This window comes from Mesobacillus sp. QJM3NY_10, assembly GCF_056173465.1.
In genome coordinates this window covers 1,222,218-1,242,789 of sequence record NZ_CM149675.1, presented here as the reverse complement: position 1 = coordinate 1,242,789, position 20,572 = coordinate 1,222,218, and the positions used below count along the sequence as shown (strand labels likewise).

Below are 20,572 nucleotides of genomic sequence, written 5' to 3'. Positions count from 1 at the left end.
TAAGAATTATACTTTCTTATCCCTGCACAAAAGGAGTAATGCAAATGATTTCATTCGGAATGATGTCACTTTCCTTAAAAAGTGAACAAACATATTTTACCGAGATTGCCAGGAGAGCGAATCCAAACATGTTCACCTGCTTTCGGTTCTCACCAGCTAAAATCCATCCAGTAACACAATTGGTATCGGGAGAAAAATTCGATCACAAGAAAGGCTGCTGGGTAAAGTCCGAATTTCCGCTCCCCATGATCGTTTATGACCGCTGTTTTTATACAAATGATCCTTCATCGAAGCAGGCGATGGCGATTGTGAAATGGCTCAAGAAAAAAGCGGATATTACTTTCCTTGGAAACGGCTTGCCAAATAAATGGGCCATATACGAGGCTCTGTCGAAATCCTCCCTGTCTCCATACATCCCGAAAACGAATCTTATCTGCAGCGGAAAAGATGTAATTGCCCAGCTGGAAGAGATGAAAAAGGCAGTCTTGAAACCGATCTTCGGTTCTGGCGGCGCAGGGATTTATAAAATTGAGAAATCAGGTGGAGAGTTTGAAGTCTCAGCTGATCCTGGCGGCAGGCTATCCACAAAAACTTTCCATTCAACCAGTGAGACAGAGGATTGGCTCGACAGCCTGTTCAGTAAAAAAGAGTATATGATGCAGCCTTACCTAGAACTGTCTGATACGCAAAATTGTCCTTTTGACATAAGAGTGCTGCTGCAAAAGGATCATGAAGAAAAATGGATTGTGCGCGGCAAGGGAGTCCGCCGCGGCAGCAAGGATGGAATCCTTTCGAACTTACATGCCGGCGGAGAAATCTTGCCATTTGAAGAGTATACGAATTCACTGAATATCCGTTCAAGAAGATTCATTTTACACGAATTGGAAGAAATTATCTCGAAGCTGCCCGGTATCCTTGAAGCATCTTTCCCTCGGCTTTTTGAGCTGGGTGTAGATATTGGTGTATCAAAGGACCATGCCCTGTGGGTGCTTGATACAAATTCAAAGCCCGGCAGAAAAGTCATTGCTTCCACAAATCCGGACCTGAAAGAGGTGCTATATAATGCACCGCTTGAATATGCCAGAGTCCTTTCGGAGATTCTGCCAGAAAGAGAGGAACAGCACTTATGAGAAAAAAATATCCTGTTGAAGTCATCTCACACTCCAAGCAACTAGTCTTTGTACCTGCTGATTTGACACATAACAAGGAAATCAATAAAATCGCGTTTGGCAACAAGGTGGTTGATGTTACATGTGCTCCTCATCCTAAGGGAAGAAATGTGATAGTCCTGAGTAATGATGTGCAGAAGGAGCTCTCGATGCCTGTTTTATCAACTTCATTGCATATTTTTATCGATCAGCATACATTGTTTATCGGGCCCCTGATAGGCATTCTGACGTCTGGATTCACACCTTTCCCATTGAGACCGATTGGTGAGAGGTCCATGTTCTTCGCCAAACTGCTTTCGGTCAATAAATCTGTAGGTGCCCTTCCCTTTGTCTTTGGCGAGGAACACATCGACTGGGATCAAGGATTGATCGAGGGTTATTTCTTTGTCGATGGTGGCTGGATGAAAATTAAGGTGCCCTTTCCCAATGTTGTATACGACCGTCTACCTAACAGGCGCACCGAAAGAAAATCTGAACTTCGCAGCCTGAAGTCCAGAATGCAGACCGATTATTTGATTCCATGGTATAATCCGGGCTTTTTCAGCAAGCTGGATGTATTTGAGCGTCTGCAGCAGGACGAACGTGCAGTAGAGTATTTGCCTGAAACACATCAATTTTCTTCTTTTTCCGTAATTGAAAGAATGCTTTCAAACTATGGAAACGTCTATGTCAAACCGGCTAATGGAAGTCTTGGACTGGGAATCCACCAAATTCTGTTTGATAAGCACAATGGCTATTATTATTGCCGTTACCGCGACCAGGAGGGCATTAATAAGTTAACCAGGTTTGAAAGCCTTGAAAAGTTAATGAAGAAGGTTTTTTACAAGCGAAATCTTTCCCAGATGATTGTCCAGCAGGGGATAAGCCTGCTTAGATCCGAAAAAAGACTCATTGATTTCAGGGTCCATACAAATAAAGATGAATACGGTCAGTGGCAAGTAGCAGCGATCGCCGCAAAAATTGCCGGCCAGGGCAGTGTTACCACCCATGTGAACAATGGAGGAGTCGTAAAATCCCTTGATGAATTGTTTGAAGACAGGACCGAAAGAGAGCTTTGTGAGAAGAAACTTTCTGAAGCATCTCTGCTCCTTAGTTCCATTTTGGAAAAGAATATGGAAGGTATCATAGGCGAGATTGGTTTTGACTTAGGAATCGATAAATCAGGAAGAGTTTGGCTCTTTGAAGCCAACTCAAAGCCTGGACGGTCGATCTTTAAGCATCCAAAGCTAAAGAATTTCGATCTACTCACGAGAAAGCTGTCTCTATCTTTCGGCATTTTTTTAGCAGAAAAAGCCATTACGGCACCCGAGGATATTTTCAAATGATTCTCCGCTATAATGCTGAATCGAAGGAATGGACACATGAAGCCAAAGCTGGCGAAAAATACAGCTTTGGCTTTAATAGAATCAGCGTGCCTGCCGCTTCATCAGAGACACTCCCGGAGAGGAGCCAACAGTTTTCATTGAAAAACAAGCAGGAAAATATCGGACCGTTGGTTGGGATCATGACCTCAATGAGCAAGAATATGTCCCTTTCCGGCAACGGTTCATTGTTTCAGGCACTTCAGACAGAGATGCTGAAACGGAATGGATTGATTGTCGTCTTTCCTCCTGAAACCATTGTCAAAGATGGACTCACCGGGTTCGTATTTTTGCCTGAAGCTCGAAAATGGATTCCTGTGAGAACACCTCTGCCTCATCTTGTTTTCAATCGTGTCCCCTTTCGGAAAGCAGAGCAGCAGCCAGCCTTTAAAGATGCCGTGAACTACCTGACCGCACTCGGAATCCCATTTTTCAATCCTGCCTTTATCAATAAAAACAAGCTATACTCACTATTTGCCAGACATCCACAATTAAGAAATTTAATGCCTGAAAGTATTGCTATAAAATCGATGATCCAGTTAGCTGCCTTCCTTGATAAGCATGAGGGCATCTACCTGAAGCCTGCTTCATCTTCTAAAGGAATCGGGATATTTCGGCTCCGGCAAAAAAATGGGCAAATCGAATTCGATAGCCATTCACATCGCCATCTTTATCCTGGCATAAAGGAATTCTGGAAGGTCAAATCCAGGCAGTTGTTAAGATACGAGTACATTGCCCAGAGGGAAGTCACGCCGACAGTCATCGATGGCAACCGATTTGACTTCCGCCTCCATGCCCATGACGGACCGGATGGGTACGAAGTGACTGGAATCGGCATCCGTCAATCCCGGAAGCAGGACCTGACCACCCACCTGCCAAACGGAGGAGTCATGCTCCCCTATATTAAGGTTAAGGATGAAAGGCATGACCGATTTTTCGACTGGGCCGTAAAAGAAATAGGACAGCTGCTTACTGAAGAGTTAGGCTATTTCGGAGAATTTTCCCTTGATGCAGGAATCACTGAAAAAGGCCATTATGTCATTTATGAAGTCAACTCAAAACCAATGAGCTTCGACGAACCCCAGATTGAAGAGAAAAGGATCTCCGCTCTTGTCGATTTATTTTTCAGGAAAACAGGATTTTGATAGGAATTCCTTGGTACAGCTTATGGTGGGCCGCAATGAAACGCGGCTCCTTTCTTAGTTACTCTATAATTCTCCCTCAATTCAACAAGGGTTAATCTGCACTTCTTCTTGCTTGAATACTATATAATAATGACAAAGACATTTTCACAGGGGGAATCAAATTGATTACTCATTTCCAGTTCAAATCATTATTCGAAAATAAGGATATGCCCGGCTGGCATTTTTCATTTTATTTTAAAAAGCAGAAGTTTATGGGAATCTATCATCAAAACGGGGATATCGAGTGGACCTCTGAGGAGCCATCCGACGAGCATATTCATCAGTTGAAAGAACAAATCCACGAGCTGATGCTCTTCCATGTATATGACAAATAAGGTGTATGTTTCTTCTCCTTTTCCGGAATTCTAAGCTTAAAAACGTTGAAGGAGGATATCATGAAACAAAAACGGAGCAAGAAGTTTGCTGAAGACTTGCAATATGAGGGGCGGGACGAAGTTTACGTCGATGTTGACCGGATGATCAATGAAGGAATGGCCGGCGGTACTGTGCATAGATTGGACGGTACACCCAATATCGATGAAAGCCATGACTTTTACCCAGAAGATCCACCTAATGAATGAAAAGCAGAAAAAAAGACACTACATCCTAAAAGGATGCTGGTGTCTTATCTGCTTTTTACAATCATATTGACTGCTTCTTTGATCGCTTCGTCGGCATCTTTGCCTTCCTGAGCTGCTTCAGTGATGCAAGATTCAAGGTTCTTAGCGACGATGAAACCAATCGCGCGGTCTACTGCGGAACGGACAGCTGATAATTGGGTAACAACATCCTTACAGTGGTTTTCTTCTTCCATCATGCGAATGACTCCGCGTACCTGGCCTTCTAATCGCTTCAAACGATTTTTCATTTCTGTTGTGTATTCCATTTCCTACACCTCTCTCTTACGGTACCCCGTATTGTATCTATTATACCAGCGTTTTTTCCTTTTTTCTACCAGTTATAACTCTCTGCACGAATTAACATTTAAAAGCTACACCTGTTATAATAAAATATATGTCAGCTTTTATCAAATTAAATCTGAGGATACTTATATGATTAATAAAATATTATCTTATTTCCCTGATTCTGTCACGCATGAATATATCCCACTCCCTCCATCACCTGATTACTACTGGTTTAAAGAGGAAGATGAAAGGCCTTTGTGGATTGGTATTCCTAAAAGTAAAATCTCTGAAAGCCAGCTTGAACTAATGAAAAACTTGTTTGAATTTGTCGAGCTGGAAATTAATACACAACTAACTGGTACAGCGCATTCATGGAATCAATTTCTTTTCCATGATGGTGCTCTGCCAGCCGCAGGAATCGATGAAGTCCGTTTCATCCAGTTCAAGTTGCAGTCAAATAATATCGAATCAGAGGAAATCCATGAAGCTTTAAAAGGATTCTTCCCTGACCATACTACCCTCTGGATTAAGGATTCGTACGGAATCATTATTGAAGAAAAAAAGGAAGTGTCGGAAAACGCTGATGATCTTTTTTCCATTGCCTCAACACTCGAGAGTGACTTCTACGTAAAGATCTCCTTTTATATCGGCAAATTCAAGAAGGTTTCTATGCAGCTCCCTGACTTTTTTAAAAGAGAAAAGCAGGTATTCGAGGAATTGACCACACATACCACCCGTGATGCTGTATACACCTTCGAAAAAGCTTTCCCAATGCTGTTAGCGACACATTTGCCAGATTACCTTAAGGAAATTCTTGAAGCTACCATCCTTGAGGCATTTGGAGAGGATAAAGAGTTAATGGCGACGATAAAAGTATTTCTTGAAAGCAATTCTAACGCCTCTCTTTCCGCCAAAAAACTTTATGTCCATCGGAATACGCTTCAATACAGATTGGACAAGTTCATGGAGAAGACCGGTGTCAGCTTAAAGGATTTTGATGCAGCCGTTGTAGTTTACCTTGCCAGTATTTATGAAGAAATGCGCTGATCCTTTACCATTAAACAAATTGCATAAAAGGGCTTACATGATTTTTGTGCACCCTGCCGATGATTATTTCAGGTCATTTCCGCTAAACTGTTTTTGTAGACAAACATTCAGGGAGGCTTTAAAAAATGGCCGAGTTAAAATTAGACAATATTTATAAAATCTATGACAATAAAGTAACAGCTGTAGAAGACTTCAACCTTCACATCCAGGATAAAGAATTCATCGTATTCGTTGGCCCATCAGGCTGCGGTAAATCTACTACACTTCGTATGATTGCAGGACTAGAAGAGATTTCTAAAGGCGATTTCTATATCGATGGAAAGCGCGTTAATGATGTACCTCCTAAAGACCGTGATATCGCCATGGTTTTCCAGAACTATGCACTATATCCACACATGACTGTTTACGATAACATGGCATTCGGATTAAAGCTTCGTAAATTCGCTAAGGATGAAATTGATCGCCGCGTTCAAGAAGCTGCCAAAATCCTTGGTCTTGAGCCGTACTTAGACCGTAAGCCAAAAGCACTTTCTGGTGGTCAGCGCCAGCGTGTTGCATTGGGACGTGCAATTGTCCGTGACGCAAAGGTCTTCTTAATGGACGAACCATTATCAAACCTTGACGCAAAGCTTCGTGTACAGATGCGTGCAGAAATCGCAAAGCTTCACCGCCGTCTGGATACAACGACTATCTACGTAACCCATGACCAGACTGAAGCGATGACAATGGCAACTCGCCTTGTAGTCATGAAGGATGGTATCATCCAGCAGGTTGGAGCTCCTAAAGAAGTTTACGAAAATCCTGAAAACGTCTTTGTTGGCGGATTTATCGGATCACCTTCCATGAACTTCTTTACTGGTAAGCTTGAAGAAGGCAAATTCACAAACAATAACTCTTCGATCGCTATTCCAGAAGGCAAAATGAAAGTTCTTCGCTCTCAAGGTTATGTCGGCAAGGACATCATCCTTGGCGTAAGACCAGAAGATCTTCACGATGAGCCAGTATTCATCGATGCTTCACAAGGCGCTACTATCAAGGCAAATGTTGAAGTTTCTGAATTAACTGGTGCTGAAACAATGATCTACTCTCAATTCGAAGGCCAGGACTTTGTGGCACGTGTTGATTCACGTACAGATGTAACACCAGGTCAGGTAATTGAATTGGCATTCGATATGAATAAAGTCCACTTCTTTGATGCTGAAACAGAAAGTAGGATCCGTCCTTAATTCTAGACGATAAAAAAGCAACCGCGGCCTGCGGTTGCTTTTTTCTATTACTCACTATTCCTGAACTACGAAAGCCTCATTCTTTAATAAGAATAACCTGGCTTGATCCGCAATTTGTACATTTAAACATATGCGGGCACTCCCCTTCGGCGAAATCAGTTGGATACCCATCTTCTAGCTTCATTTGATCGATTGGCATATATGGACTGTAATCATCGTAAAAGTCTGCTTCTCGCCCATTGTTCTCCATGCTGCCGCTGCAGTTTGGACACGACGGAGTGATCGACTTGAAGCCATTGCAAATCGGGCACATCCCCATTCTCTTCAATCCTTTCTGCTTTACTGATATCGATAGTTTGCGTTGATTAAAATTGGTTATGTAAGATGATTATTTTGGAAGTAATTACCTAAATCACTCGGCGCATAAACTTCTCAAAACAAAACATACTAGTTATTAATAAAGCAGCAACAGAAAACAACGCAGCAACAACAAGCGCAACAAAATCATTGGGTTAAGCCTTAGAAGGCAGCTATACGCGCGCCGGTGCAATTCCGGCTAGCCCAGCCAAATTTCTTATAGCGGGTTAAACCAGGCGGCATGGCAAAAGCCATGATTGGTTCAAGTCCAATACTAACCCAAATACAACTATGAAAAACACAAAGGAGGAAATATTAATGGCTAGCAGTAACAACTCTAATCAATTATTAGTTCCTGGTGTTCAACAAGCTCTTGATCAAATGAAGTACGAAATCGCTACAGAATTTGGCGTACAACTTGGTGGAGAAACTACTTCTCGTGCTAACGGATCTGTTGGTGGAGAAATCACTAAGCGCCTAGTTCAAATGGCTGAGCAACAACTTGGCGGTTCTGCACGCTAATTGTAATTAACAATAAAATTAAATAGGATGGCTAGGCCCCCTTCCCAAAGGGGGCCTTTTAAATTGTCGTTCTGAGCCTTTCAAGCAACTGCTTAACTGGAACTTGAATTTGTATGACTTCCATTCACCTATTACGGCTAGGTGAAGAAGCACTCTGTTAAATCATCTTTTCAGGCTTAACCCACTCGTCATATTGCTCTGATGTTAAATAGCCTGTTTTAATCGCCGCTTCTTTCAAGGTTGTATTTTCCTTGAAAGCGAGCTTGGCGATTTCTGCTGCTTTTTCATAGCCAATATGTGGATTCAAAGCTGTTACAAGCATTAATGACCGCTCTACATGGCCAGCAATTACATCAAGATTCGCCTCAATCCCTTCAGCACAGTTATCATTGAACGACCGCATTCCGTCAGCCAAAAGCTTCGCGCTTTGCAGGAAGTTATAAATGATAACTGGTTTAAAAACATTCAGTTCAAAATTTCCCTGGCTGGCTGCAAAACCGATGGTTGCATCATTTCCAAACACCTGTGTCGCTACCATTGTCAGTGCTTCGCTCTGGGTTGGATTAACCTTACCAGGCATGATGGAGCTGCCAGGCTCATTTGCCGGTATCGATAGTTCTCCAATCCCGCTTCTTGGACCGCTGGCCAGCCAGCGAACATCATTGGCAATTTTCATCAAGTCTGCTGCGAGTCCTTTTAATGCTCCATGAAGGAACACGATTTCATCATGTGAGGTCAGTGCATGGAATTTGTTTGGAGCGGAATGAAATGTCTCCCCCGTTTGTTCAACAAGCTGTTTCGCAACCTTGTCACCAAAATCCTTCGCGGCATTTATGCCTGTACCTACAGCCGTCCCGCCAATCGCTAAATCTCGTACGTATTTCAATCCATCCTTAATCATCTGTTCATTTTTTTCAAGCATGGCTCTCCAGCCACTGATTTCCTGCCCCAATGTCAATGGAGTCGCATCCTGGAGATGTGTCCTGCCAATTTTTATGATGTCATTGAATTCTTGTTCTTTTTTCTTCAATGTTTCTTTAAAAAGTTCAAGCGCAGGCAATACTTCACCTGTCACTTTTTTGACAGCAGCAATATGCATCGCTGTCGGGAATGTATCGTTCGAGCTCTGTGACATATTCACATCATCATTTGGGTGGACCTTTTCATCAGACCCTTGATTTTTGAGCAGCTCACTCGCCCTTCTTGCGACCACTTCATTCACGTTCATGTTGGATTGAGTTCCGCTTCCCGTCTGCCAAACAACTAACGGAAAATGCGTATCAAAATGCCCGGATAGAATTTCATCGCAGGCTGCCTCAATCGCCTTCGCTTTTGCATCTGACAACTTTCCAGAGGCGGCATTCACACTAGCTGCAGCTTTCTTTACTTCTGCAAATGCATAAATCACATCAATTGGCATTCTTTCTGTGCCTATCTTGAAATTCTGTTTGCTCCGCTGTGTTTGCGCACCCCAGTACTTCTCTGATGGCACTTTGATTTCGCCTATTGTATCTCTTTCAATCCGATAATCTGACAACACAATCCCTCCTCAATCTAATTATTAACTTATCGAAACATTTAAAACATTTTCGCCTATAGGATAACTGTTTTTTAGAAGAAATTACAGAAAAGTGCATAGCAAGCCAAAAAAGCGGAAGCAGTCATGCATCCTGCTTCCGCTTTTCATTATTTCTATTTTCGCTCCCGGTTATGCCTTATAAATTGCATAGCCTATATAATAGCCCAGGATCATGATGCTTGCGATGCTTAAGGTTACTGCGAACTCCGCCATCTTGACAACCTCCTGAATTTTTATGTGGTTATTATTAAATTACCACAGTAAGCCTAACGGCAACGAGAGGGTTTCGTAACATTCTGTGACATAAATAGGATTGGAAGTGACGTTTCTCATATTCCGTAAAATCAATAATTGCATCATCATTTAAACAAAAAATCCATACCCAATAAAAATGGGTCTGGATTTTCTTGTTTAACCTGCCTTAACTTTGTTGCCCAGCTGCAGCTGGTACATTTGAAAATATTTACCTTTAAGCTCCATCAACTGTTCATGGTTACCTTTCTCAACAATCCGTCCACGGTCGAGTACAAGGATCTGGTCAGCATTGCGTATGGTCGACAATCTGTGGGCAATGATGAAAGTCGTCCTGCCTTCCTTAAGGACATCCATTGCTTCCTGGATAATCGCTTCTGTCTCGGTATCAATGCTCGATGTCGCTTCATCAAGAATCAGGATGGCCGGATCGAAGGCCAAGGCTCTGGCAAAAGAAACCAGCTGTCGCTGCCCGCTTGATAGCGTACTGCCTTTTTCAATCACCGGCTCATCATACCCTTTTTCAAGATTTTTCAGGACGGTGTCTGCCCCAACGCTAGCCAGCGCTTTTTCAACCCTATCCCTGGTGATGTCAGGGTGATCGAGGCTGACGTTAGAGGCTATTGTGCCGGTAAAAAGGAACGGATCCTGCAGGACAATCCCCATATGCTTCCGCAACGTCTGTCTCGGCATTTCGGTAATATCCATGCCGTCAATCAGAATTTTACCTTCCTGCGGATCATAGAACCTGAACAGCAGGTTCATGATCGAACTTTTGCCTGATCCCGTATGGCCTACGAGTGCGACTGTTTCACCCTGTTTTGCTTCAAAGCAAAGATCCTTAAGCACATATTCACCTTTTTTATAGCCGAAGGATACATGGTCGAAAAGGACATTTCCTTTATAGCGGGGAATCGCCTTCTCGCTTACGTCGATTCCTTCCTCATCCATAAGATTGAACACCCGCTCTCCGGCAACAAGAGCCTGCTCAAGGTTAGCCAGCTGGTTGACGATTCCCTGGACAGGATTGAACAGACGGTTAATATAATCGACGAACGCGTAGAGCATACCGAGTGAAATGGCAGAAGATGGCTGAAGTGCCTCTCCTCCAAAATACCAGATGAATGCAACGAAGACGATATTTCTTAACACCCCTACAAGATTATGAGATGTAGAGGAATTCAAACTCAACAATTTATTTTGAAAAGTGAAATGCTCCTTGTTCAACGTCTCGAATTCCTGTTGTGTTTCTTTTTCCCGGCTGAAGGCCTGGATGATGCTCATGCCCTGGATCGATTCATTGATCATGCCATTAATATCACTTACGCGGGAGCGGATGACATGGTTGTATTTTGATGCGTACTTCCGGTAAAGCTTCGCCCAGACAAACAGGATTGGCAACAGCAGTAAACAAATCGCTGCAAGGTTCGCATTCAGGATGAACAAGGCAATATAGATGCCGGTAATATAAATGAAACTTGTAAAGAAAGTTGAAAGGACCGTAACGTACAATTCACGGATCGCCTCTGTATCATTCGTGATCCTCGCAACGACCTTCCCTGCAGGAAGATTGTCAAAATACTGGATCGGCAGCCGCTGAATCTGTCTGAAGACATCCTCCCGGAGCTTCTGGATAATCCGGTTCGCTGACTTTTGCAAATAAAATCTTTGGCCATATTGGAAGATGGATGCAATGATCAGTAAGCCGAAATAAAACGAAAGAAGCTTAATAATATTCGGGATTTCTGGTTTATAAAAATTCATCAAATCATCGCCGGATAGAACTTCTGCTTCATATTGCGCAGCCTTTGACCCTTTGCTGATTGTTAATAACCCATTCTCATAGCTGCGGCTTCCCTCGAATTCGACATCAGCTTCCACAAATACAAAATTCCTACCAACCTGTAAAATCCGGGCAGAATCTGCGTTCGCAGCTTCACCATTCTTTGTGTAATAACTGCCATTATATTCAACTGCACCATCCCCAGCTTCTGTCTTGTGCCAGACTGACTCAATTCCTAAAATGTGGTTATCAATCATCCGCTTGGCGATGAATGGTCCTGCCAGGTCTGCAACAACAGCGACAGTCAGCATTGCCAGGGCAATCAGGATTATTTTCTTATAATTTAACGCATATCTAAACAGTCTTTTTCCTGTACTCATACGGAGTGCACCTCCTCTTCGACTGCTGCAGCCTGCTGCTTGATATATTGCTCGTAATACCAACCTTGAGCAGCCACCAATTGTTCGTGCGTGCCTTCCTCAATTATTTTTCCATCTTCAAGTACGACGATATGATCCGCATGCTCAACCGCAGACATTCTGTGAGTTGTGATGATGGTTGTTTTCGCATTCCGCTCTCTGCGGATGTTATCAATGATTTTTTTCTCTGTTTTTGCATCGACTGCTGAAAGCGAATCATCGAGAATAAGGATTTCCGGATCCTTGATCAAAGCACGTGCAATCGAAATACGCTGCTTCTGGCCGCCAGACAGTGCGACCCCTTTTTCACCGACAAGTGTCTCCAGACCTTCCGGCAGCATTTCCAGGTCTTTGCGAAAAGCAGCCAAATCGATGATATCCTGCAAATCTTTTTCTGAAGCCATCGGGTTTCCGAACAGAATATTTTCCTTAACCGAACGCGAGAAAAGGATGTTTTCCTGCGGAACATACCCCATCCAGCCCCGAGTCTGCCTCAGGCTGTGCTCCTGGATCGGCACCCCTGATACAAAGAGGTTCCCACTGCCTTCAGGATATTCCCTCAGCAGCTGTTTGATAAGCGTTGTCTTGCCGCTCCCCGTCTTCCCGACGATCCCCAGCGTTTCACCACGGTTCAAATGCAGTTTGATATTATCTAGGTTGTTCACATTGGATGAAGGATATTTGAATGTGAACTCGGACATCTGTAAATACTCCGGATCATTGCCCTCCACTGGTTTCACTGGATCTGCAACATCCTCTTTGTATGATAATGTCTCATTCAGGCGGTCAAGAGACGCATTGCCTCGCTGCATGACATTGATCAGTTCACCGATCGCGAACATCGGCCAGATCAGCATTCCCAGGTATACATTGAAGCTGACCAGCTCTCCCAGCGTCAGCTTTTGCTGGAAAACAAGAAAAGCTCCATACCCTAGACCAATCAGATAGCTCATACCAACAAGAATCTTAATCGTTGGTTCAAATAAAGAATCGATTTTCGCGACTTCGACATTTTTACGATAGACATCTTCAGTCAAGTCATGAAACTTTGATTCATCGGATTTCTCCTGTACATAAGCACGGATGACCCGCACTCCTGATACGGATTCAAGCACCCTGTCATTCAGCTCGCCGAATGCATCCTGAGCAGAAGTGAATTTAGAATGAATCTTTTTGCCATATATGTTTACTAGAAATGCCATGATTGGCAGTGGGATAATCGAAACAAGTGTGAGCTCCCAGCTGATGAAAAATCCCATCGTGAACAAGATCGTCAGCATGAAAATGCTCGAATCGACAAGTGTCAGTACTCCGAAACCAGCCGTGATTGATATTGCTTTTAAATCATTCGTCGCCCTTGCCATCAAGTCACCTGTACGATTCCTTTCAAAGAACGTCGGTGTCATTTTCAATAAATGCTTCATGAATCGGGTCCTGAGTTTCCGTTCAATCAGAAAGGCTCCGCCGAATAATTGATACATCCAAATGTAAGTGATGAAATAAGAGACCACCGTAATCAGCAAGAGGCCGCCAATATACTTAAGAATTAAATTCTGGTTCATAGAACCAATCTGGATAGCATCAATTGCCATCCCGACGATTTTTGGCGGCAGTACATCAAGAATGCCGACAAAAATCAGTAATGAGATCGCCACACTGTATCTCTTCCAGTTTTCTTTAAAAAACCAGCTTAACTTTGATAAAACTGATAACATAAATAATCACTCCTCTCTCTCTGTGTAAAAATCTGACTAGCCGCTTTCTAGATATTCCTTTTTTACCAGTTTCTTCACTTTTGATTTGACCATCTTGATTTCCTCCTCATTTATTTTGGAATGGATATTCTCTGAACATGAAAAAAGACATACCGCGGCATGCGATATGTCTTGAATCAATCGATAAAGACAGAAAAAGGCATACGTCACGCAGATGCGCAACCCATGCCTTTTCAGTCACAGAGCAACTTAATTAAAAATCAGTTATGGTAAAAAGATGGGTTACGTGTATTTAGTTGAGCGTATCTTGCGTTTTTTACAATGTTCATATCCGTAACCCTCCTTTTAGTTATATTTTCCATTCCTTTGTAAGGTTATCACCTTAACAGTCACAATGTCAATTCTAACTTTTCGATATATTTCATCATTTTACTTTTCAGCTGACTTGTTGCGCCATATTTTTCGTACAAACAGCAAATAAAATAGCAGCGGCATTGGTGCCTGAATCAAACCTAGGATTCCCCAAAGCCAATAATTATGGCCATGCTTTCGAGCATTTGTAAAAAGAAAAATGCTCTGCACCAATAGAATCACAACTACCATGGCCAGCATAACAGGTGACAGTTCCTCATTCATCGGCTGTCCACCTGCTTTTGCACTCCTTTAAAACTATAGATGGCTGTAATCGCGAGCGTCGCAGCCTGCAGCATTAAGAAGAGCATCGGGAGCTCCAGCATAGTGAAGATCACTCCGCTCAAAATCAGCATAGCACTTAAAATGAACCACGCTAATTCACGGCGATATTTCTTCTTTTGAACCTGTTGCTGATTCAGAACCATCTCTTCAAACCATTTTCCATCAGGGGTATAGGTGTCCAAGGAATCCAGTTTGTCTAGTCCATTATTGATGGCGCTGATGGTGTCAAAAAATTCTTTATCCATTTGTTCATCGCTTGACGAGATTCCCTTTTGGTTTTTCATCTACTTTCAGCTCCCTTCTAACAGCTAGAAGTCCATGGTGGACTCTAGACTTCGCGGTACCAGCGGCGATATTCAGGATTTCACTAATCTCATCGTACGAATATCCATAATAATGCTTAAGGATAAGAGGAATACGCATTTCATCTGTCAGCCTGGATAAGGCAGCGAGCGCATCTGTCCATTCCTCATTCTTCGATTCCATTTGCCACTGCAGCTTGCGTGACGCTGCTTCTCCTTCGTTCCATTCCCGCTCGCGCTTTTTTTTGCGGTGCTGATCAATGTACATATTTGTGGCTATGCTGATCAGCCATGACGAGAATTTTGATTTCCCATTGAATAAATGAATTTTCTCCACACATTTAGCCATCGTTGCTTGTGCTATTTCCTCTGCGATATCAGGATTCATCGTTATTTTCATCAGGTATTTTACCAGCAGGGGATAATGATTCCTGAACAGCATAGCAAACGAACGGTGGTCGCCCTTTTTAGCGCTATTGATTAACACTTTCTCATCCATCAAAGCATGCCCCTCTTTCCCCGCCACCCCGAAAAATTATCTCTTAGATTGATTATTTATTAATTAGACGCATGAAGTAAAGAATCGTTCAAAAAATTTTAAAAAAGTTAGCTCTGTTAAATTAGCCAAAAAGTTTAATGCATAATTCAATAGAAAACGAAATCTACGAAAAAAAGAAAGCCCTGTATGGACTTTCCTCTATATCCCCTGCTCGACAGCAGGCTCTTTAACAGCGGACCCACTCTCTTCTGCGAGCTTAGGCAAAACAATCATATAAAACACCCCAACGATGGCGAGGCAGCCGCCGACAATCCAATATAGCATTTCAATTGTTAGCAGAGCCGGAAAGCTGTACGCAATGAATGCAAGAGTCAATGAATGAGACAGCATGTTAAGCGGGCTGATTAGTCCCTGGACCCTGCCCATCATTTTCGGATCTATAATCCTCGGAAGCCACCCTCCAATTCCTACATTTATAAGCGGTAACGCCAGTGCTGAGATAAACAGGATTCCCAGGAATAGATAAATGTTGTTTGGCAGTGATGCGAGAGCCGTAAAGCTGCCAGAGATGATCAAACCTACTGAAATCAGGTGGTAGAGCTTCACTTTTTGAGAAAGCAATGACGCAATAAAGCTGCCAATCAACACCCCGATTCCAAACACGAAGCCGATGACAATCGAGTATTGTTCATACGTATCTGGAGCCAGCTTATATTTCAGGATGAAAATCGGCATGACGGAGAAGCCGCCATTCACGATTCCAAAGATGAAAAAACCGATGATCAGAGTGAACAACAATTTACTGCTCATGACATACTGAAAACCGTATTTAAAATCTTTGAAGACCATTTTGATGTTCAAATCCTTTAGTGTATGAGAGCCATTGGGCAGTCGCGCCTCCTTCGAAACGTCAGTCTTCTGAATGAGTAATGCACTGATGATGAATGACAGAGTGTCAACTAATATAGCGCCATAAATACCAATCGACCAATAAGCGAGTACCCCTAGTCCATTGCCAAACAACATGAACAAACTCATCACGAGCTGATTCAAACCAGCTGCAGTTGTGTAGTCCTCTTTTTTCAAGATTCCTTGTACCATCCCATGCTCAGCCGGGAAAAAGAACTTTTGAACCGCGCTTCTCAAAAACAGAACACCAATGACCAACGGCATCCAGCCAACATAGATTGCAGCAATCAATGCGACAGATAAGCCGGCACTAATCCAATCACAATAAATGGCGATTTTTTGCCGATCCATCCTGTCAGCAAATACCCCGATCAGGAAAAACACCGCAAGCATTGGCACGGAATACATCATTTCGGTTATAGTCGCATAGGCGGGCTGGGAACTGAAACGGTCCAGCAAGAAAAACATAAAGGCTGTCAATCCGATTGTACTGCCCATTTGGGAAGTGAAGTTTGCTAAAAATAACTTCGTGAAACTCCTGTTCCTGAAAATCTCCGCAAATTTTTTCATAATTGTCTACTCCTCGCATCTCTATTAATAACCTCATATTAGCTTAATTTTCAGGTAACAATAAACTTTCTCCTGACCGTTTCTTTCTCCATCCTCAGACGGAGTGCCTCTGCACTTGAGAACTACTTTGGCTTCAGAGGCTTTCCAGCTGGTTAGCCTGCCAACTTCGCCCAATTTACCCTCTAAAGGTTTTCGAACCAAGTTAACGGGGTAATATTCTATTAACCTAATAAAAATGATTCATAAAAGGAGTTATATATAAATGAAAGAGATTATGTCATCTAATGTTATGGTTCAGAAAAGATTCACTATGAAGAAAATGCTTGAAATCTATCAGGCTGCTAAAAAGTTGGACGGTACGACTTACTTATACAGCCGCCAGAAGGCAGTTGAGGCAACTTCATTGTCTAAGCTTGTTTCCTTCCTGCTGACGGTGGAACCAAATACAACTTTAAAAATTATTATGGAAGGTACAGATGTAGAACCGAAATTAGACCAGCTGACTAAGCTGCTTACGAATGAAGCTTCTGTCCTTCGCGTAAAACGCAAGCGACTTATTGAGTCTTCCGAATCATTCCAAATTTAGTCCCAATAATAGATAAAATAATGACTGAGGTGAAGTTTCATGGTAAGAACCATTCTTATGATTATTGGCGCTGTCGTCGTGATCGGTTTCCTATTAAGCTTAATATAATTTGATTTTAGTAAAGACCTGCTTAAATGCAGGTCTCAGACTGTAGACAAACTCGATGGAAATCGAGCTTGTCTACAGTCTTTTTTGTTTGGTGGAAAAATGGAGGCTGTTGATTTCCGTTCCAGGCGCTTCGCTTTCCGCGGGGCTGGCGGTGAGCCTCCTCGCCGCCGTTAGCGTCTGCGGGGTCTCACCTGTCCAGCTGATCCCGCAGGAGTCTACGCGCCTTCCACTCCAATCAACAGGAGTTCTAAATTTAACGTGGAACTAAACATAAGTCTATTTTAAAATAGAAGCATATAACGCTTGAGGTGATAAAGATGCTTTCGAAGAGCAATCCAATCCAACGAGACCAATTAGAAATGGTTGCTTTAGACCAGCTTGTTCCTCAGGAACATTTAGTCCGCAAGATGGAAGCAGCCCTTGATTTTTCTTTCATCTATAAACTGGATCAGATGAAATCCCAAAAGGGTTTCGGAATGAGAACATTCCGAAACCCTTTTGTCGACAAACTGAGACCTGCTTAAATGCAGATTTTTTTATGTTCACTCCAGTAGTCTTCATGAGAACATCCAATGTTTTCTGCGAGATACTCGACTTTTTGTTGAAATCAATTCTAACCTCGCAAAGGAATACACATAAAAACAGCACAGGAGACATATCCCCCGTGCTGTTTAGCATCAGTTATTGCTATCATCATCTTTTTCTTTATCATCAGATCCGTCGTCTTCAGATTCTCCGGTGTCTCCAGTATCTTCTTCACCATCGGCATCTCCATCGCCTCCGGTACCTCCATCACCACCGCTATCTCCTTCACCACCGGTATCTTCTTCACCTCCGGTACCTCCATCACCACCGCTATCTCCTTCACCACCGGTATCTTCTTCACCACCGGTATCTCCTTCACCACCGGTATCTCCTTCACCACCGGTATTTCCTTCACCACCGGTATTTCCTTCATCACCAGAGTCATCGGATCCACCATCACTCGCTTCACTGGTGTCATTGATGTTGCCAGAATTCGTTGACGCTGCTGCCGATTCAGTATTAGTTTCCTTTTTATCTTTCTTTTTTGCTTCTTCTTTCGGCTTCTCTTTCAGCTTCTTTTTTGCTTCTTCCCATTGCTTCTTTAGTTTTTCTGCTTCCCTCTTAACCCTTTCCTCTAATTCTTTTACAGACTTGGCACGCTGCTGCCTCTTGTGTTCCTCGATATATTTTGAAAGTGGAGGAACATTGAAGGATTGTGCTTTTGTATTTTTCAATGCTTCCTTCATAAAGTCCTTGAAGACCAAGGCGGCTCCTTCACTGCTAGTAGTGGTTAAGTAGTGCTCCTTATCTGTCTTGTCATAACCAACCCATACAGCGCCAACAAGCTGTGGAGTATACCCAACAAACCACTGGTCCTTCGTTCCTTTGACGCCTTCAATCGGAACCTGTGTTGAACCAGTTTTGCCCGCTAATTCTCTACCCTCGATTTGGGCACCTTTCCCTGTTCCTTCCTGAACGACACCAAGAAGCATGGTCGTCATTTTCTCTGCGGTTTCTTTTGAAACAGCCTTGCTCTTCTTCCCTTTATATTCAACAATCGTGTTGCCTTCTTTATCAACAATCTTGGTGATTGCATGCGTTTCATGACGTTCGCCATTGTTGGCGAATGCCGAGTATGCTTCCGCCATTGTAACCGGAGATAACCCAGTCGATAAGCCTCCAAGCGCGAGGCCAAGATTACGGTCGTTTTTTGGATCTAGATTAATGCCAAAATTCTTTACAGATTCCATTCCTTTGACAATTCCTATTTCATCCAGCAGCCATACGGCAGGCACATTCAATGAATCTCTCAATGCTTCATACATCGGGACTTCGCCTTTATATTTATCATTGTAGTTTTGAGGCTTATAATCTTTGAATTCCATCTCTTCGTCTTTAAGCATGTCCGTAACACCCCAGCCTTCTTCAAGCGCCGGTGCAAATACAGCAAGAGGCTTCATCGTTGAGCCCGGCTGTGCTTTTAACTGAGTAGCACGATTATAACCACGGAATACATGCTCACCGCGGCCGCCTACAAGGGCCCGAATCCCTCCACTTTTAGGATCTACCAGTACAGCGCCGCTTTGGACGATTTGCTTATCAGTGCCTTTTGGAAACAGGTCATCTTTTGCGTAAGTCGCTTCCACCGCTGATTGCATTGTCACATCAAGCTCTGTATAGATTTGGAGTCCGCCAGTTAATACTTCTTCCTGTGTCAGGCCGTACTTCTTGATTGCTTCATCAATGACATGATCAACATAATATGGATAGCGGCCACGCAACGGATCTCCGCCTTTTTCATTGAGTACAATTTCTTCAGCGACGGCCTTTTTATATTCCTCTTCCTTTATGAAACCATGGGAATTCATCATTTGGAGAACAAGATTTCTTCTCTCCACTGACTCTTCATAATTCTTATTAGGATCCAATGCAGACGGAGCTTTAATCAAGCCTGCCAGCATTGCCGCTTCGCTTATGGAAAGATCCTTGACATCCTTGCCAAAGTATCCCATCGCAGCTCGTTTGATACCCCAAGATCCATTTCCAAAATAAATACGATTCAAGTACATTTGCATGATTTCATCTTTGGAATATTGCTTTTCTATTTCCCTTGCCATGAAAAATTCTTCGAGCTTTCTTTTATATGTCTTTTCGCTCGAAAGTAAAGCATTCTTTGTCAACTGCTGTGTAATCGTGCTTCCACCTTCTACAATGCTCCCTGCCTTGATGTTCTGGACAAATGCCCGCGAAATACCGACAAGGTCCACACCATCGTGTTCATAAAAACGGTGATCCTCGATGGCAATTACTGCATTCTTGACATGATCCGGGACATCTTCAATCTTGACTCCCTCATTTTTCAAAGCCGAAATCTTACTGGCGACTTCACCATTAGCATCGTAGATGACGGTTGACTGTGCCATGTCATCATTCAATGCACTGATGTCAGCACCCTCAGAATAAACATGAAAAAAACTTAAGAATGCCAGTACCGCTGTTGAAACAGACAACACCAGCACCTGGTTCATATGTAGCCTTTTCCAGCCTCTTAGAAAACGTGTTGCTATTGAATTTTTGCTCACTGAGCACCCCAACCTTTTAAAAATAGTTTAGAAATATGACACTTTCTTTTACCCATTTTTAAAAGGGATTAACACAAATTGGCTAATTATGAGGAAAAAAGACATACAAGCAAGCAAAAGGCCATTTCATTTTCAAAACCCGCCATCACTTCAGACAAAACCGAAAGCTTGAAACATTGTTTTGTCCGAACATGGCTTCACTTCAGACAAAATCTCATGCTTAAGTCGTTGTTTTGTCCGAACCTGGCATCACTTCAGACAAATTCTCATGCTTGA

Annotated in this window: 20 protein-coding genes; 10 read left to right on the top strand and 10 right to left on the bottom strand. The window is 42.8% G+C overall.

Going from position 1 to position 20,572, the window contains the following annotated elements:
* Positions 1 to 44 precede the first annotated feature (44 nt).
* The 5 genes from AC0VX7_RS06255 to AC0VX7_RS06235 all read left to right on the top strand — a co-directional run bounded on the left by AC0VX7_RS06255 (position 45) and on the right by AC0VX7_RS06235 (position 4,295).
* Positions 45 to 1,130: a YheC/YheD family endospore coat-associated protein gene (locus tag AC0VX7_RS06255; RefSeq protein ID WP_475427127.1), complete on the top strand. Its 1,086-nt coding sequence runs from the start codon at positions 45 to 47 to the stop codon at positions 1,128 to 1,130.
* The gene (locus AC0VX7_RS06250; protein WP_475427126.1) at positions 1,127 to 2,494 is read left to right on the top strand and encodes a YheC/YheD family endospore coat-associated protein; all 1,368 of its coding nucleotides are present in this window, start codon (positions 1,127 to 1,129) and stop codon (positions 2,492 to 2,494) included. Before AC0VX7_RS06255 ends, AC0VX7_RS06250 begins: the two co-directional genes overlap by 4 nt.
* The gene (locus AC0VX7_RS06245; RefSeq protein WP_475427125.1) at positions 2,491 to 3,675 is read left to right on the top strand and encodes a YheC/YheD family endospore coat-associated protein; all 1,185 of its coding nucleotides are present in this window, start codon (positions 2,491 to 2,493) and stop codon (positions 3,673 to 3,675) included. Before AC0VX7_RS06250 ends, AC0VX7_RS06245 begins: the two co-directional genes overlap by 4 nt.
* 161 nt (positions 3,676 to 3,836) lie before the next feature.
* Positions 3,837 to 4,049, top strand: a complete 213-nt coding sequence (locus AC0VX7_RS06240; RefSeq protein WP_475427124.1) for a YheE family protein — start codon at positions 3,837 to 3,839, stop codon at positions 4,047 to 4,049.
* A 60-nt stretch (positions 4,050 to 4,109) separates the two neighbouring features.
* Positions 4,110 to 4,295, top strand: coding sequence for a hypothetical protein (locus tag AC0VX7_RS06235; protein ID WP_041966707.1), 186 nt, complete (start codon positions 4,110 to 4,112; stop codon positions 4,293 to 4,295).
* Between the two features lie 44 nt (positions 4,296 to 4,339).
* Here the strand turns inward: AC0VX7_RS06235 and AC0VX7_RS06230 are convergent, their stop codons facing one another.
* The gene (locus AC0VX7_RS06230) at positions 4,340 to 4,600 is read right to left on the bottom strand and encodes a metal-sensitive transcriptional regulator (RefSeq protein ID WP_041966706.1); all 261 of its coding nucleotides are present in this window, start codon (positions 4,598 to 4,600) and stop codon (positions 4,340 to 4,342) included.
* Positions 4,601 to 4,766: 166 nt separating this feature from the next.
* Here AC0VX7_RS06230 and AC0VX7_RS06225 point away from each other — a divergent pair, with 166 nt between their 5' ends.
* Positions 4,767 to 5,666: a PucR family transcriptional regulator gene (locus tag AC0VX7_RS06225; protein ID WP_475427123.1), complete on the top strand. Its 900-nt coding sequence runs from the start codon at positions 4,767 to 4,769 to the stop codon at positions 5,664 to 5,666.
* Between the two features lie 125 nt (positions 5,667 to 5,791).
* A complete protein-coding gene (locus tag AC0VX7_RS06220) occupies positions 5,792 to 6,892 on the top strand; it encodes an ABC transporter ATP-binding protein (protein WP_215036540.1) in 1,101 nt (366 codons plus the stop codon).
* A 76-nt stretch (positions 6,893 to 6,968) separates the two neighbouring features.
* Here the strand turns inward: AC0VX7_RS06220 and AC0VX7_RS06215 are convergent, their stop codons facing one another.
* Positions 6,969 to 7,211, bottom strand: a complete 243-nt coding sequence (locus tag AC0VX7_RS06215) for a hypothetical protein (RefSeq protein ID WP_475428092.1) — start codon at positions 7,209 to 7,211, stop codon at positions 6,969 to 6,971.
* A gap of 356 nt (positions 7,212 to 7,567) precedes the next feature.
* Here AC0VX7_RS06215 and AC0VX7_RS06210 point away from each other — a divergent pair, with 356 nt between their 5' ends.
* A complete protein-coding gene (locus AC0VX7_RS06210) occupies positions 7,568 to 7,771 on the top strand; it encodes an alpha/beta-type small acid-soluble spore protein (RefSeq protein ID WP_023615428.1) in 204 nt (67 codons plus the stop codon).
* 157 nt (positions 7,772 to 7,928) lie between these two features.
* Here the strand turns inward: AC0VX7_RS06210 and fumC are convergent, their stop codons facing one another.
* From fumC to AC0VX7_RS06175, 7 genes are all read right to left on the bottom strand, one after another.
* Positions 7,929 to 9,308 carry a class II fumarate hydratase gene (gene fumC, locus AC0VX7_RS06205; protein ID WP_475427122.1) on the bottom strand — a complete coding sequence of 460 codons (1,380 nt, stop codon included), beginning with the start codon at positions 9,306 to 9,308 and terminating at the stop codon, positions 7,929 to 7,931.
* A 453-nt stretch (positions 9,309 to 9,761) separates the two neighbouring features.
* A complete protein-coding gene (locus tag AC0VX7_RS06200) occupies positions 9,762 to 11,765 on the bottom strand; it encodes an ABC transporter ATP-binding protein (RefSeq protein WP_475427121.1) in 2,004 nt (667 codons plus the stop codon).
* Positions 11,762 to 13,519: an ABC transporter ATP-binding protein gene (locus AC0VX7_RS06195; RefSeq protein ID WP_475427120.1), complete on the bottom strand. Its 1,758-nt coding sequence runs from the start codon at positions 13,517 to 13,519 to the stop codon at positions 11,762 to 11,764. The genes AC0VX7_RS06200 and AC0VX7_RS06195 overlap by 4 nt, the downstream gene beginning before the upstream one ends.
* Before the next feature lie 429 nt (positions 13,520 to 13,948).
* Positions 13,949 to 14,155 carry a sigma-Y antisigma factor component gene (locus AC0VX7_RS06190; protein WP_475427119.1) on the bottom strand — a complete coding sequence of 69 codons (207 nt, stop codon included), beginning with the start codon at positions 14,153 to 14,155 and terminating at the stop codon, positions 13,949 to 13,951.
* Positions 14,152 to 14,499: a YxlC family protein gene (locus AC0VX7_RS06185; RefSeq protein WP_215036545.1), complete on the bottom strand. Its 348-nt coding sequence runs from the start codon at positions 14,497 to 14,499 to the stop codon at positions 14,152 to 14,154. The genes AC0VX7_RS06190 and AC0VX7_RS06185 overlap by 4 nt, the downstream gene beginning before the upstream one ends.
* Complete coding sequence (gene sigY, locus AC0VX7_RS06180) at positions 14,465 to 15,016, bottom strand: RNA polymerase sigma factor SigY (RefSeq protein ID WP_475427118.1); 552 nt, start codon at positions 15,014 to 15,016, stop codon at positions 14,465 to 14,467. Before sigY ends, AC0VX7_RS06185 begins: the two co-directional genes overlap by 35 nt.
* Before the next feature lie 198 nt (positions 15,017 to 15,214).
* Positions 15,215 to 16,495 (bottom strand): MFS transporter, encoded by a 1,281-nt coding sequence (locus AC0VX7_RS06175; protein ID WP_475427117.1) that lies wholly within the window; start codon positions 16,493 to 16,495, stop codon positions 15,215 to 15,217.
* 262 nt (positions 16,496 to 16,757) lie between these two features.
* Here AC0VX7_RS06175 and AC0VX7_RS06170 point away from each other — a divergent pair, with 262 nt between their 5' ends.
* Together AC0VX7_RS06170 and AC0VX7_RS06165 are read left to right on the top strand one after the other, a co-directional pair.
* Positions 16,758 to 17,081 carry an HPr family phosphocarrier protein gene (locus AC0VX7_RS06170; RefSeq protein WP_215036548.1) on the top strand — a complete coding sequence of 108 codons (324 nt, stop codon included), beginning with the start codon at positions 16,758 to 16,760 and terminating at the stop codon, positions 17,079 to 17,081.
* A gap of 425 nt (positions 17,082 to 17,506) precedes the next feature.
* On the top strand, positions 17,507 to 17,713 hold the full coding sequence (locus tag AC0VX7_RS06165) for a hypothetical protein (RefSeq protein WP_475428235.1): 207 nt from the start codon (positions 17,507 to 17,509) through the stop codon (positions 17,711 to 17,713).
* A 153-nt stretch (positions 17,714 to 17,866) separates the two neighbouring features.
* Here AC0VX7_RS06165 and AC0VX7_RS06160 read toward each other — a convergent pair whose 3' ends face one another.
* On the bottom strand, positions 17,867 to 20,296 hold the full coding sequence (locus AC0VX7_RS06160; protein WP_475427116.1) for a transglycosylase domain-containing protein: 2,430 nt from the start codon (positions 20,294 to 20,296) through the stop codon (positions 17,867 to 17,869).
* Positions 20,297 to 20,572 lie beyond the last annotated feature (276 nt).

What these genes read in the sequence shown, in the direction of transcription:
- AC0VX7_RS06200 (WP_475427121.1), bottom strand. Translation starts at nt 11,765, where the DNA reads ATGAGTACAGGAAAAAGACTGTTTAGATATGCGTTAAATTATAAGAAA.
- AC0VX7_RS06235 (WP_041966707.1), top strand. Translation starts at nt 4,110, where the DNA reads ATGAAACAAAAACGGAGCAAGAAGTTTGCTGAAGACTTGCAATATGAG.
- AC0VX7_RS06225 (WP_475427123.1), top strand. Translation starts at nt 4,767, where the DNA reads ATGATTAATAAAATATTATCTTATTTCCCTGATTCTGTCACGCATGAA.
- AC0VX7_RS06190 (WP_475427119.1), bottom strand. Translation starts at nt 14,155, where the DNA reads ATGAATGAGGAACTGTCACCTGTTATGCTGGCCATGGTAGTTGTGATT.
- AC0VX7_RS06255 (WP_475427127.1), top strand. Translation starts at nt 45, where the DNA reads ATGATTTCATTCGGAATGATGTCACTTTCCTTAAAAAGTGAACAAACA.
- AC0VX7_RS06245 (WP_475427125.1), top strand. Translation starts at nt 2,491, where the DNA reads ATGATTCTCCGCTATAATGCTGAATCGAAGGAATGGACACATGAAGCC.
- AC0VX7_RS06170 (WP_215036548.1), top strand. Translation starts at nt 16,758, where the DNA reads ATGAAAGAGATTATGTCATCTAATGTTATGGTTCAGAAAAGATTCACT.
- AC0VX7_RS06220 (WP_215036540.1), top strand. Translation starts at nt 5,792, where the DNA reads ATGGCCGAGTTAAAATTAGACAATATTTATAAAATCTATGACAATAAA.
- AC0VX7_RS06175 (WP_475427117.1), bottom strand. Translation starts at nt 16,495, where the DNA reads ATGAAAAAATTTGCGGAGATTTTCAGGAACAGGAGTTTCACGAAGTTA.
- AC0VX7_RS06210 (WP_023615428.1), top strand. Translation starts at nt 7,568, where the DNA reads ATGGCTAGCAGTAACAACTCTAATCAATTATTAGTTCCTGGTGTTCAA.
- AC0VX7_RS06230 (WP_041966706.1), bottom strand. Translation starts at nt 4,600, where the DNA reads ATGGAATACACAACAGAAATGAAAAATCGTTTGAAGCGATTAGAAGGC.
- AC0VX7_RS06215 (WP_475428092.1), bottom strand. Translation starts at nt 7,211, where the DNA reads ATGGGGATGTGCCCGATTTGCAATGGCTTCAAGTCGATCACTCCGTCG.
- sigY (WP_475427118.1), bottom strand. Translation starts at nt 15,016, where the DNA reads ATGGATGAGAAAGTGTTAATCAATAGCGCTAAAAAGGGCGACCACCGT.
- AC0VX7_RS06185 (WP_215036545.1), bottom strand. Translation starts at nt 14,499, where the DNA reads ATGAAAAACCAAAAGGGAATCTCGTCAAGCGATGAACAAATGGATAAA.
- AC0VX7_RS06165 (WP_475428235.1), top strand. Translation starts at nt 17,507, where the DNA reads ATGCTTTCGAAGAGCAATCCAATCCAACGAGACCAATTAGAAATGGTT.
- AC0VX7_RS06250 (WP_475427126.1), top strand. Translation starts at nt 1,127, where the DNA reads ATGAGAAAAAAATATCCTGTTGAAGTCATCTCACACTCCAAGCAACTA.
- AC0VX7_RS06195 (WP_475427120.1), bottom strand. Translation starts at nt 13,519, where the DNA reads ATGTTATCAGTTTTATCAAAGTTAAGCTGGTTTTTTAAAGAAAACTGG.